The following is an 11,776-nucleotide window of genomic DNA, read 5'->3' as shown; positions in this document are numbered from 1 at the left end:
GCGCCGTGCGGCTCCGCCCCGAGACCACTCCCGCTCGACGGTCAATGGACGACGTACATGGCGCCGCTGACGACGAAGGTCAGCAGGGTCGTCCACGCCACGATCGCGAGGCCCTGCCAGAACAGGATGCGCGCGGGCCGGACACCGGCGCCGGCGAGCATCGTCGCGGTGAACTGCGTGGGCAGCAGCAGGGGGCCGAGCAGGCTCACGCCGGGGACGCCGTAGCGCTCCAGCGCCCGCTGGAACTTCACTCTGCGGGCAGCCCGGCGCCCCTGGTCGCCCTCCACCGGCGCCGCCGCCTCGGCGATGCCGGCGCCGCCCGCGGCGACCAGCCGGCGCTCGCGGGTGCGCGTGACGACGGCCGCTCTCGTGCGTGCCGTGACCAGCACGAGCACGGCGACGCACACGAAGTTGCCGACGATGCCGGCCACGGCGGCGATCGCGGGATGGATGCCGCCGATGATCCCGATCGCCGCCGCGCCCTCGCCTTCGATGAACGGCACGGCACCCGCGGCCGCGACGATGAGCGGCTGGACGAGTCCGGGCACCTGGGCCACGAGGTCCTGGAAGATCTCGACGAGATTCATGACGTGCTCCTGTCGGTCGATGCGGGCGAGGTTTCGATCGGCGACGGTGCCCGGCATCCGTTCGTCGCATGACTAGTCCATCGACAGCGGAAGGATGCCGGAAGTGCCGGGTTGTCACCGCTTTCCGGGTGCTTCACCCCTCTCGGGCATGACATGTGTCATGGACTTAGGGTGGGACGCATGACGAGCTCCGCCGTGCCCGACGCAGGCACCGAGACGGCGGCGCAGCGACGAGGGAGACTACGCCTGACGCGCGGGATCACGGCGACCTGGTGGTACACCGTCTCGGCCGTCGTCTTCCTCGAGCTCATGATCGTGGGTGTGTGGGCGGCAGCGCTCACCGAAGCGGGGCGCGGCCTCCCCACGGTCGCTGCCGTCGGTCTGGGCGGCCTGGTGTGGTGGGCCGCGACGTTCCTGCTGCTGCACGAGTACCGGCGGCGCAACGAGGACGAGCCGTTCGCTCACGGGCCGCGGATCCTCGTGCCGCTGCTGATCGCCGCATGCTTCGGTGTGCTCGCCGGCGTCGTGTCGGGGCTCTGGCTGATGGCGGTGCTGCCGATCGTGCAGGCACTCGTACTGATCAACTGGCCACCGGGAATCCGGCTGCGCGTGGTGATCGCGGCGACCGCTCTGCTGGCCGTCCTGTGGTACGTGGACAGCCGGCTCGGGGTCCCCGGCGAAGGGTCGAGCTGGTGGCTTCTGGGGTTCTTCTCCGTCTCGCTCCCCGGCTTGACCGTGCTGTCGCTGTGGTGGTGGGACGTGCTGATGACCGTGAACAGCGCCCGCGCCTCGGAGGCGCGCCTGGCGGCGACCCAGGAGCGCCTGCGCGTGGCCACCGACGTCCACGACCTCCAGGGCCACCATCTGCAGGTGATCGCGCTGCAGCTGGAGCTGGCCGAACGCCTCATGGCAGACGATCCCGACGCCGCCTTCACCCACCTCCGTGCTGCACGCAAGAGCGTGGACGACGCGCGCCAGGGCACGCGCGACCTCGCCCTGCGGTTCCGCTCCGTGCCGCTGACAGACGAGATCGAGAACGCCGCCGACCTGCTCCGTGCCGCCGGGACCTCGGTGCAGGTGTCGGTGGATGCCGGCGCCGACCGGGCTCCGGCATCCGTTCTGGGTCCCGTCATCCGTGAGACCACGACGAACGTGCTGCGCCACGGTGGCGGCCGCTGGGCCCGTCTGTCGCTCACGCGGGAGCCGGATGGCTGGCGCTACGAGATCGAGAACGACGCCGTCGAGTCCTCGCCCAGCCCCGACGGGGCCGGGCTCGAGGGCATCGGCCGACGCGTGGCGGACGGCGGAGGGACCGTCGAGGTCCGGCGCGATGCACCGGTCTTCGCCGTCGTCGTGCGCGTCCCGCTGACGCTGGAGTCGTCGTGATCCGGGTGCTCCTCGCCGACGACGAGGCGATGATCCGCTCCGCGCTGGCAGCCCTGCTGCGACTCGAGCCCGACATCGAGGTCGTCGCGGAGTGCGCCGACGGAGAGGAGGCCGTCGCCGAAGCGCTGCGCCTCTCCCCCGACGTGTGCCTGCTCGACCTCGAGATGCCGGGGCTGGACGGTGTGGAGGTCGCCGCGCGCGTGACGCGCGCCATCGCCACCCGCTGCATCGTCGTGACCAGGCACGCCCGCCCGGGCGTGCTGCGGCGGGCGCTCGCGTCCGGCGTCTCGGGCTTCCTCCCCAAGTCGCGTGGTGCCGACGAGGTCGCCGAGGTCATCCGGCGCGTCGCTGCCGGCGGACGCTACGTCGATCCAGAGGTGGCCGCCGACGCCTTGAGCGACGAGCGATGCCCGCTGACCGACCGCGAGCTCGACGTGCTGCGCGCCGGGCGTCGCGGCGAGACAACGGGGCAGATCGCGCGCAGCCTCTCGCTCGCCCCCGGAACCATCCGCAACCATGTGTCGGCGATCCTGAGCAAGCTCGCCGTGAGCACCCGCCAGCAGGCGGTGCTGTTCGCCGAGGAGCGCGGCTGGATCTGATCGCGCGGCCTTCCGGCAGACGACGAAGGCCCCCTTTCGGGGGCCTTCGACCTGTGTGCGCGAGGGGGGACTTGAACCCCCACGCCCTTAACGGGCACTAGCACCTCAAGCTAGCGCGTCTACCTATTCCGCCACCCGCGCAGGTGGTTTGCGGTTTCGCAACCGAGGAACGACATTACCACGTCACCGAACGTTCAACGAATCGACGGGTCACCCCAGAGACACCCCGAAGGCCAGTCCCAGGAGGTAGGTGATGACCGCCGCACCGTACCCGATCGCGAGCTGGCGCAGGGCCCTGCGCAGCGGGGAACCGCCCGACAGCACGCCCACAGCAGCACCCGTGCACAGCAGTGCGATGCCCACCAGCACGAGCGCCGTCACGACGGCGGCGAGTCCCGTCATGCCGAAGATCCAGGGCAGCACGGGGATGATCGCGCCGGAGGCGAAGAACAGGAAGCTCGACAGCGCCGCCCCCCACGCCTTCCCCACCACCTCATGCTCGTCCGCCGTGCCGATCGGCCCGGTGTCGGCGCCGACGCTGCCCGATGCCTGAGCGGCCGACACGATGCGGTGCGCCCGCGCGAGAGCCTCGGTCTCGGGCATTCCACGGGTGCGATAGACGAGCGCGAGCTCGTTGGCGTCGAGGTCCAGGTGCGGGATGGCGCCGTCGGCGTAGTCGCTGGGCTCGGTGGCCGCGAGCAGCTCGCGCTGCGACCGCACCGAGACGAACTCGCCCGCGCCCATCGACAGGGCGCCGGCGAGGAGACCGGCGATGCCGCTGAACAGCACGAACTGCGGCGAGACCCCGGTGGCGCCCACGCCCATGACAAGGGCGAGGTTCGACACCAGTCCGTCGTTGGCTCCGAAGACGGCGGCCCGGAACGTGCCCGAGAGCCGACGACGGCCACGGGCCGCGAGGCCACGCACCACCTCGTGGTGCACCTTCTCGTCGGCCGCCATCGCTGCCGGCGCGAAGGGCTCGTCGTCGTACGGGGAGCGGGCCTCGGCGTTCTGGGCCAGCGCGAGCACGAAGATCGAGCCGAAGCGCTTGGCCATCGAGCCGAGCAGCCGTGTGCGGATGTCGGGCTGCGGCAATCGCGTCGGCTCGCCACCGAGCAGAGTGAGCCAATGCGCCTCGTGACGGCCCTCTGCTTCCGCCAGGGCGAGCAGGATCTCGCGCTCCTCGCCGGTGCGCCGCGCCGCCAGCTCCCGGTAGACACGCGCCTCGGCCCGCTCGTTCACGAGATACCGCGCCCAGCGTCTGCGATCGCGGGCGGTCGGCTCGGCAGGACTCACACAGGCCTCCATGTGCGGGCGACGGTTGATCAGGACCCGTCAACGCTAGCCAGATGACACCGCCTCGATCGCTCAGATCCGCGGATTGCCAGCATTTCGGGGCTCCGAACGGCCACCGGCGAGTCGGGCCCGAAGCGCTGTCTCGCCTCGCCGCATCACGTGCGTGTGCGCGCGCTCGAAGACGGGTCGCAGCAGCCATGCCGCGGCGTTCATCCACGGCGGGCGGGTCCGGACATCCCATTCGAAGACGATGACGGTCCCCACGTCCCCTCCAGGCTCCGTCCCCGCTGCCCATGAAGTCTCTGCTGGAGCCACCGTCAGACGTCCCACGCCTCGCAGGTCTCCCGTACTCGTCGCGGCGAGGGTGCGACCGGGATCGATGTCAGTGATCTCCAGCAGCACGCGCAGCCGATAGCCGAGCGGCGCACGCACGGTCACCAGCATCCGCTCACCCGTCCGCAGGCGACGCGGCGGCATCGTGACCGTGAGGCCTGGCCACCACGCCCGCTGCGGATCGCCCGGGAGCAGCGTGCGCTCGAGCTCGCTCCAGACGCGTTCGGACCGCACAGGCAGGGCCCATCGCGACTCGAACGAGTACCGCGCCGGCATGACCGGCAGTCTAGGTGCGCTGCCTGCCCGGGCCTCAGGAGTGCACGCGCTTGCGCAGCACCTCGATGCGCGCCTGCAGCTGCGCCACGGTCGCGTGCGAGACGGCGGGTCCGCCGCAGATCCGGCGCAGTTCGGCATGAACCAGTCCGTGGGGCTCGCCGGACTGCCGCGCATACAACCCGACGAGGCTGTTGAGCAGCTGACGCTGCTCCTTGAGGGTGCGATGCAACGCCTGCGGCGGTGCGGCGTGCTCGGGCACCTCCCCCTGTTCACCCTCGCGCGCGGTGCGTGCCTCGCGCACCTGCCGGTGCCGGCTCTGCCGCGCCTGTCGCTGCATGAGCAGCTCGTGCACATGTTCGGGTTCGAGGAGCCCGGGCAGACCGAGGAACTCCTCCTCCTCGGGGGTTCCGGGCACCGCGAGCTGACCGAACTCCTTGCCGTCGAACAGCACGCGGTCGAAGTGCGCGAGAGAGCCGAGCGCCTGATAGGCGAACTCCTCGGTGAGCGCGTCGGAGGCCTTGTCCTCGCGCTCGGCGGCGTCCATGAGGTCCTCTTCGGCGTTCCACTCGTCGTCGCCGGAGTCGCGGTCCAGCGCGTGGTTGCGCTGCCGCTCCATCTCGTTCGCCAGGGCCAGCAGCTGCGGCACGTTCGGGAGGAACACGCTCGCCGTCTCGCCGCGCCGGCGCGCTCGGACGAAACGCCCGATGGCCTGGGCGAAGAAGAGGGGGGTCGATGCGCTCGTGGCGTACACGCCGACCGCCAGGCGCGGCACGTCGACACCCTCGGACACCATGCGCACGGCGACCATCCAGCGGCTCGTCGCGTTCGAGAACGCCTCGATGCGGCCGGACGCCTCGGCTTCGTCCGAGAGCACCACCGTCGGCGCTTCGCCCGTGATGCCCTGCAGGATCGCGGCATAGGCGCGCGCCGCGGTCTGATCGGTCGCGATCACGAGCCCGCCGGCATCCGGAATGTGCTCGCGCACCTCGGTCAGACGCCGGTCGGCCGACCGCAGCACGGCGGGGATCCAATCGCCCTCGGGATCGAGGGCGGTTCGCCAGGCCTGCGACGTGATGTCCTTCGTGTTGTCCTGGCCGAGATGCGCCTCCATCTCGTCGCCGGTCTTGGTGCGCCAGCGCATGTGGCCGGCGTACACCATGAAGATCACGGGACGCACGACGCCGTCCTCGAGCGCCCGCCCGTAGCCGTAGGCGTAGTCGGTGCGCGAGACCCGGATGCCCTTCTGGTCGGGGTGGTACTCGACGAACGGGATGGGTGCGGTGTCGCTGCGGAACGGGGTTCCCGACAGCAGCAGGCGCCGCGTGGCGCGGCTGTAGGCCTCGCGCAGCGCGTCGCCCCAGCTGAGCGCATCGCCGCCGTGGTGCACCTCGTCGAGGATCACGAGCGTGCGCGCGTCCATCGTCAGCCGCTGATGGACGGATGCCTTCACGGCGACCTGCGCGTAGGTCACGGCCACACCGTGGTACTGCCGCGCGGGCGCCGCATGCCTGTTGCTGAAGGCGGGATCGAGCCGGATCGACACGCGCGCCGCGGCATCCGCCCACTGCGTCTTCAAGTGTTCGGTGGGCGCCACGACGACGATGCGATCGATGATGCGGCGTCGCAGCAGCTCGCTCGCCAGCCGCAGCGCGAACGTCGTCTTGCCGGCGCCCGGAGTGGCCGCGGCCAGGAAGTCGCGCGGGCCTCCGCCTTCGCCGTCGGGACCGTCCAGCGAGAAGTACAGGTCGAGCGCCTCGGCCTGCCACGCGCGCAGCCGCTGCGCCGTGCCCCACGGCGCGCGCTGAGGGTAGGTCGGCGAGAGATGCTCCGCGGCGAAGCTGCCGATATGGGGTTCGCCGTGGCGCGCGTCGAGGACGGCTTCGTCGGTCACCGAAATGCACACCTCCCCCGTGGACAACGAGTCACCACGATAAACGAACCGGGCGACATGCGGCCCGCGATACCCTGGGCATCGGTCACGAGCCGAGGAAGATGCCGATGCGCAGCAGCGAAGATCACCGCACCCCGTACGTCCCCAACGCCGGCCCGCACCCGTGGCGGCGCTACGTCGCCATCGGGGACTCGTTCACCGAGGGCGTGGGCGACCCCGATCCCACGGCACCCAACGGATTGCGGGGCTGGGCCGATCGCGTGGCCGAAGTGCTGTCGCAGCAGGTCGAGGACTTCGCCTATGCCAACCTGGCGGTCCGCGGCCGCCTCATCGGCCAGATCGTGGCTCAGCAGGTCGAGCCGGCGATCGCGCTCAAGCCCGACCTCGTCACCTTCTCGGCCGGCGGAAACGACGTCATCCGCCCCGGCTCGGATCCGGACGCCGTGGCCCAGCTGTTCGAGGACGCGGTGGTGCGCCTGTCGCAGGGGGGCGCCACCGTCGTGGTGTTCACCGGCATCGACACGGCTTTCACGCCCGTCTTCCGCGGCATCCGGGGCAAGGTCGCGATCTACAACGAGAACATCCGGGCGATCGCCGACCGGCACGACTGCATCGTCGCCGACCAGTGGGCCCTCAAGGAGGTGCAGGACATGCGCTTCTTCGACGACGACCGCCTGCACTACAACACCCTCGGGCACCACGAGGTCGCGCGCATGGTGCTGCGCGCGCTGAACGTCCGCAACGACCTGCAGCCGATGCAGCCCGACCCCATCCCCTTCCGCACGTGGCGCGAAGCCCGCGCGAACGACCTCGTGTGGGCACGCGAGCACCTCGTGCCCTGGGTGCTGCGGCGCCTGCGGCATCAGTCCTCGGGAGACACGGTCTCGGCGAAGCGTCCCGACCCGGCCCCGGTCAGGCTGGCCGTGCCCCCCGGCGTCGACCTCGACGACGCGGTGCCCGCCGAGGACGGTGCCTGAGCCGTGGCGACGCACCTCATCACAGGAGCCGGCTCGGGAATCGGCGCCGCTCTGACTGAGAAGCTCGCCGCACGAGGCGATGAGCTGTGGCTGCTCGCACGCGACGCGGGCAGGGCGTCGCAGCTGCGTGAGCGGTTCAGCGGCGCACGGACGCTCGTGGGAGACCTCGCCGCGCCTGCACGACTGTCCTGGGCGTTCGGCCATCAGGAGCTGCCGTCCCGGCTGGACTCGCTCGTCCACGTCGCGGGCATCGTCGAGCTGGGCCCGGTCGCCGAGACCTCCGTCGCCACCTGGCAGAACCAGCTCGACGTGAACGCCGTCGCCCCCGCCGAGCTGACCCGGCTGATGCTGCCCGCCCTCCGAGCCGCCCGCGGCCACATCGTGTTCGTGAACTCGGGCGCCGGCCTGCGGGTCCACCCGGATTGGGGTCCCTACGGTGCGAGCAAGTTCGCCGTGCGAGCCATCGCCGACGCACTGCGCCAGGAGGAACGACCTCATGGACTCCGGGTGACCACGGTCTACCCCGGCCGCACCGCGACGCCGATGCAGGAGAAGGTGCATCAGCAGGAAGGCGCCGCCTATGACGCTTCGCGCTGGATCGACCCCGCCTCCGTCGCGACCACGATCCTCGCCGCCCTCGACCTGCCTCCGGACGCCGAGCTGACGGAGCTCACGGTGCGCCCCGGCGCCTGATCGCCGTCCGGGTCAGCCTGATGGTCGGGAGTCAGCGGGCGCGCAGCTGCCACAGCGCGACAGCGCTCGCAGCGGCGACATTGAGCGAATCCACTCCCCCGGCCATCGGGATCGTGACGACCGTGTCGGCGGCAGCGAGCGCCGCACGGCTGAGACCGTCCCCCTCGGCGCCGAGCAGCAGCGCCACGCGCTCCGGTCTCGTCGCGTCGAAGGTGTCGAGAGAGACGGCGTCGTCGCTGAGCGCGAGCGCGGCCAGATGGAACCCGGCGTCATGAAGCTCCGTCCGCGCCGTGCCCCACTCGGGCAGGCGCGTCCATGGAACCTGGAACACGGTGCCCATGCTCACCCGCACGCTGCGACGGTAGAGCGGATCGGCGCAGCGCGGGCTCACGAGCACGGCATCGGCCCCCAGGCCAGCGGCCGCACGGAAGATGGCTCCGACATTGGTGTGATCGACGATGTCCTCCAGCACGACGACCAGACGCGCGTCCGCGACCACGTCGGCCACCGACGGCAGCTGTGGTCGATGCATCGACGCGAGGGCGCCCCGGTGCACGGCGTATCCGGTCAGACTTTCGGCCACATCGGGTGTCACGACGAAGACCGGCACGGCGGGATCTGCCACCAGCATCCGGATCTCGTCCAGCCATTTCTCCTGCACCAGCACCGACCGGGGGCGGTGACCGGCGGCGATCGCCCGCGCGATCACCTTCGCGGACTCTGCGATGTACAGGCCGCCCTCGGGTTCGAGGACCCGGCGCAGCGCGACGTCGGTCAGGTCGCGGTAGTCGGCCAATCGGTCGTCCGACGCCGAATCGACCCGCTCGATGCTCACCCGACCACTCTCGCAGAGTCCGTAACCTGCCCGAAAACCACGCCGCCTACACTCGACTCGAGGGGGTGACGTGTGACCACGACGATCGGCACGGATTTCGACGCCGCGACGACGGATGCCGTCGCAGCGGCTGTGGCCGCCCTCGCCGGTCGCCGCATCGCGCTGCTCACCGGCGCCGGCGTCTCGACCGACTCCGGCATCCCCGACTATCGCGGCAACGGCGCGCCCCGGCGCACCCCGATGACGGTGGAGCAGTTCCTCACGAACGAGGCCGCCCGACGCCGCTACTGGGTCGGCAGCCACCTCGGCTGGCGCGCCTTCGCCGCCGCCGAGCCCAACGCCGGCCATCGCGCGATCGCCGATCTCGAGGCGGCCGGCGTCGCGACGGGTGTGGTCACGCAGAACGTGGACGGGCTGCACGTGCGCGCCGGCAGCCGACGCGTGGTGGAGCTGCACGGCACGATGCGCCGCGTCTTCTGCACTCACTGCGGCCAGGTGTTCGACCGCCGCGATCTCGCGGCCCGCGTCGAGGCCGACAACCCGTGGATCCTCATCCCCGAGAACGTGCCGCTCGGTCCCGACGGCGACGTCCTGCCCGAGAGCACCGACGGCTTCCGCATCCCCGACTGCAGCGTCTGCGGCGGGATGCTCAAGCCCGACGTCGTCTTCTTCGGTGAGTTCATTCCGGCCGGCAAGTTCCGCGAGGCCGAGCAGCTCGTGCACACCAGCGAGGGTCTCGTGATCGCCGGGTCGTCGCTCGTCGTCAACTCCGGCATCCGGCTGCTCGAGCGGGCGCGGCGCCGCAAGCTGCCGGTCGTCATCGTGAACCGGGGTATGACCCGAGCGGATGCGCGCGCCACCGTGAAGATCGACGCCGGCACCAGCGAAGTGCTCAGCGCCCTGGCATCCGCCCTTCCGCCGTCGGCCTGACCGCCGACCGGCTGGCGCGCGCGGGTAGGCTCGTGGAGTGACCGCGCTCATCCTGATCCGCCACGGCGAGACCGACTGGAATCGCGATCGGCGCATCCAGGGCGCGACCGACATCCCCCTCAACGACACCGGACGCGCTCAGGCTCATGAGGCCGCCTCCGCGCTGCGTGAGCGCCTCGATCTGGCCGGCGTGACCATCGCCTCCAGCGACCTGGCGCGCGCTCGCGAGACGGCGGAGATCATCGCCGGTGACCTGGACCTCGAGGCTCCTCGCACGTATCGCGGCCTGCGTGAGCGCTCGTACGGCGAGGCGGAAGGCCTCGACGTCGACGAGTTCCGTCGCCGCTGGGGCGACTGGCACTCCGCCGAGGTGCCGGGCGCCGAGCCGTGGCCGCAACTGCGCCGACGCGGTATCGCCGCACTCGGGCGCGTCGTGCGCGACCACCGCCGGGCGACAGCGCCGCGGGCATCCACCCTCATCGTGGTCAGCCACGGCGCCTTCATCCGCGAGATCATGCGGCACGCCACAGCGGGCGAGCTGCCGCCCGTGGGCGAGCGGCTGGCGAACGGGTCGGCGCACGACTTCTTCTACGAGCGCGACCATCTGCGGCTCGTCGCGTACGCGGGACTGGTCGCCTAGCGCCGTCAGCGCCCGGCGCGCTCGAGCACGCTCCGCGCGTGGCGCAGCACCGGTTCGTCGACCATGCGCCCCTCGAACGAGAACACCCCGCGCTCGCCCTCGGCAGCCGCCAGCACATTGCGCGCCCACGCGACCGAGGCGTCGTCGGGGCGATACGCGTCGCGGATGACGGCCACCTGGCTCGGGTGGATGCAGGCGGTCGCCGAGAATCCGGATGCCGCGGCATCCGCCGCCTCGGTGGCCAAGCCCTTCACGTCGTCGATGTCGAGATGCACCGCGTCGATGGCCGCCTTGCCGCGTGCGCCCGCGGCGAGCAGCACCCGGGAGCGGGCATAGCGGGCGATGTCGCGGTAACGTCCGTTCGCCTTGCGGCTCGATGTGCCGCCGAGGCTGGCGACGAGGTCCTCGGCGCCCCACATCAATGCGATGACGTTGTCGAGCGCCGACAGACGGTCGGCCTGCGCGACACCCTTCGCCGTCTCACACAGCGCGATCACCTCGAAGCGCTGATCGATCCGTGCCACTCGCTTGGGCGACTCGGCCTTGGCCAGCATGATGCGGCGGTAGTCGGTCTGCGAGAGCGTCGCGAGATCGGCGACGAACGCATCGGAGTCGGCGGGATTGACCCGCACGATCACGCGCGCCGGATCGAGCTCGGACTCGATCAGATGGCCCCGCGCGGCGGTCATGTCGCCGGGCGCGACGGCGTCTTCGAGGTCGAGGATCACTGCGTCGGCGCGATCGAACGCCTTGCGGTACCGCTCGGGGCGGTCTGCGGGGCAGAACAGCAGCGAGGGTCCGATGTCGAAGGTCATGCCGGGCCCTCTTCTCCGCCCGGCGCGCACCACATGAGCGCGATGCGGGTCGCGACCGCGACGGTCTCGCCGCGCTGGTTGCGCCCGGTGTGGCGCAGCGTCACGATCCCCTGACCCGGGCGAGAGGCCGAGAGCCGCTTGTCGACGACCTCCGTCTCGGTGTAGAGGGTGTCGCCGTGCAGCAGCGGCGCGGGGAACGAGATGTCGGACAGGCCGAGCTGCGCGACGAGCGTGCCCTGGGTGATCTGCGAGACGGATGCCCCGACCATCGTCGCGAGCGTCCACATCGAGTTCATGAGGCGCTCGCCGAACGGCTGCGTCGCCGAGAACGCCGCATCCAGATGGAGCGCCTGCGTGTTCATCGTGAGCGACGAGAACAGCACGTTGTCGGCCTCGGTCGCGGTGCGGCCGGGACGGTGCTGATAGCGCGCGCCGATCTCGAGCTCGTCGTAGTACAGGCCTCGTTGCACGATCGCGGGGCTCTCGCCCGCACTGTTGTCGTCGCTCACCGTCGCCAC

13 protein-coding genes and 1 tRNA gene are annotated in these 11,776 nt (G+C 71.2%); 6 read left to right on the top strand and 8 right to left on the bottom strand.

All coding sequences use genetic code 11. The annotated features are described in order from the left end of the window. Positions 1–41: 41 nt before the first annotated feature. Positions 42–587 carry a small multidrug efflux protein gene (locus tag HF576_RS19830; RefSeq protein WP_168914561.1) on the bottom strand — a complete coding sequence of 182 codons (546 nt, stop codon included), beginning with the start codon at positions 585–587 and terminating at the stop codon, positions 42–44. A 180-nt stretch (positions 588–767) separates the two neighbouring features. Between HF576_RS19830 and HF576_RS19825 the strand changes: the two genes are divergently transcribed. Further along, a complete protein-coding gene (locus HF576_RS19825; RefSeq protein ID WP_168914560.1) occupies positions 768–1,973 on the top strand; it encodes a sensor histidine kinase in 1,206 nt (401 codons plus the stop codon). Beyond that, positions 1,970–2,572: a response regulator gene (locus tag HF576_RS19820; protein ID WP_168914559.1), complete on the top strand. Its 603-nt coding sequence runs from the start codon at positions 1,970–1,972 to the stop codon at positions 2,570–2,572. The genes HF576_RS19825 and HF576_RS19820 overlap by 4 nt, the downstream gene beginning before the upstream one ends. A gap of 56 nt (positions 2,573–2,628) precedes the next feature. On the opposite strand, the gene HF576_RS19815 is transcribed toward HF576_RS19820, so the two are convergent. The 4 genes from HF576_RS19815 to HF576_RS19800 all read right to left on the bottom strand — a co-directional run bounded on the left by HF576_RS19815 (position 2,629) and on the right by HF576_RS19800 (position 6,368). Beyond that, positions 2,629–2,713 (bottom strand) — tRNA-Leu (locus HF576_RS19815). A gap of 69 nt (positions 2,714–2,782) precedes the next feature. Next, complete coding sequence (locus HF576_RS19810) at positions 2,783–3,880, bottom strand: VIT1/CCC1 transporter family protein (protein ID WP_168914558.1); 1,098 nt, start codon at positions 3,878–3,880, stop codon at positions 2,783–2,785. A gap of 60 nt (positions 3,881–3,940) precedes the next feature. Then, positions 3,941–4,477: an SRPBCC family protein gene (locus HF576_RS19805; protein ID WP_168914557.1), complete on the bottom strand. Its 537-nt coding sequence runs from the start codon at positions 4,475–4,477 to the stop codon at positions 3,941–3,943. Positions 4,478–4,511: 34 nt separating this feature from the next. Then, positions 4,512–6,368 (bottom strand): DEAD/DEAH box helicase family protein, encoded by a 1,857-nt coding sequence (locus HF576_RS19800; RefSeq protein ID WP_168914556.1) that lies wholly within the window; start codon positions 6,366–6,368, stop codon positions 4,512–4,514. Positions 6,369–6,475: 107 nt separating this feature from the next. Here HF576_RS19800 and HF576_RS19795 point away from each other — a divergent pair, with 107 nt between their 5' ends. After that, positions 6,476–7,345 (top strand): SGNH/GDSL hydrolase family protein, encoded by an 870-nt coding sequence (locus HF576_RS19795; protein WP_168914555.1) that lies wholly within the window; start codon positions 6,476–6,478, stop codon positions 7,343–7,345. 3 nt (positions 7,346–7,348) lie between these two features. Beyond that, positions 7,349–8,038, top strand: a complete 690-nt coding sequence (locus tag HF576_RS19790; RefSeq protein ID WP_168914554.1) for an SDR family oxidoreductase — start codon at positions 7,349–7,351, stop codon at positions 8,036–8,038. A 31-nt stretch (positions 8,039–8,069) separates the two neighbouring features. On the opposite strand, the gene HF576_RS19785 is transcribed toward HF576_RS19790, so the two are convergent. Next, positions 8,070–8,873 (bottom strand): TrmH family RNA methyltransferase, encoded by an 804-nt coding sequence (locus HF576_RS19785; protein WP_168914553.1) that lies wholly within the window; start codon positions 8,871–8,873, stop codon positions 8,070–8,072. Positions 8,874–8,945: 72 nt separating this feature from the next. On the opposite strand from HF576_RS19785, the gene HF576_RS19780 reads away from it, so the two are divergent. After that, the gene (locus HF576_RS19780) at positions 8,946–9,803 is read left to right on the top strand and encodes a Sir2 family NAD-dependent protein deacetylase (protein ID WP_425523026.1); all 858 of its coding nucleotides are present in this window, start codon (positions 8,946–8,948) and stop codon (positions 9,801–9,803) included. A gap of 37 nt (positions 9,804–9,840) precedes the next feature. Further along, the gene (locus HF576_RS19775; protein WP_168914552.1) at positions 9,841–10,443 is read left to right on the top strand and encodes a histidine phosphatase family protein; all 603 of its coding nucleotides are present in this window, start codon (positions 9,841–9,843) and stop codon (positions 10,441–10,443) included. A gap of 5 nt (positions 10,444–10,448) precedes the next feature. Here HF576_RS19775 and HF576_RS19770 read toward each other — a convergent pair whose 3' ends face one another. Together HF576_RS19770 and HF576_RS19765 are read right to left on the bottom strand one after the other, a co-directional pair. Further along, positions 10,449–11,258: an HpcH/HpaI aldolase/citrate lyase family protein gene (locus tag HF576_RS19770; RefSeq protein WP_168914551.1), complete on the bottom strand. Its 810-nt coding sequence runs from the start codon at positions 11,256–11,258 to the stop codon at positions 10,449–10,451. Beyond that, positions 11,255–11,767, bottom strand: coding sequence for a MaoC/PaaZ C-terminal domain-containing protein (locus tag HF576_RS19765; RefSeq protein ID WP_168914550.1), 513 nt, complete (start codon positions 11,765–11,767; stop codon positions 11,255–11,257). Before HF576_RS19765 ends, HF576_RS19770 begins: the two co-directional genes overlap by 4 nt. Between the last annotated feature and the right edge of the window lie 9 nt (positions 11,768–11,776).

It is taken from the genome of Microbacterium salsuginis (assembly GCF_012524205.1).
GTDB lineage: Bacteria > Actinomycetota > Actinomycetes > Actinomycetales > Microbacteriaceae > Microbacterium > Microbacterium salsuginis.
This window is presented reverse-complemented; position numbering and strand designations above follow the sequence as displayed.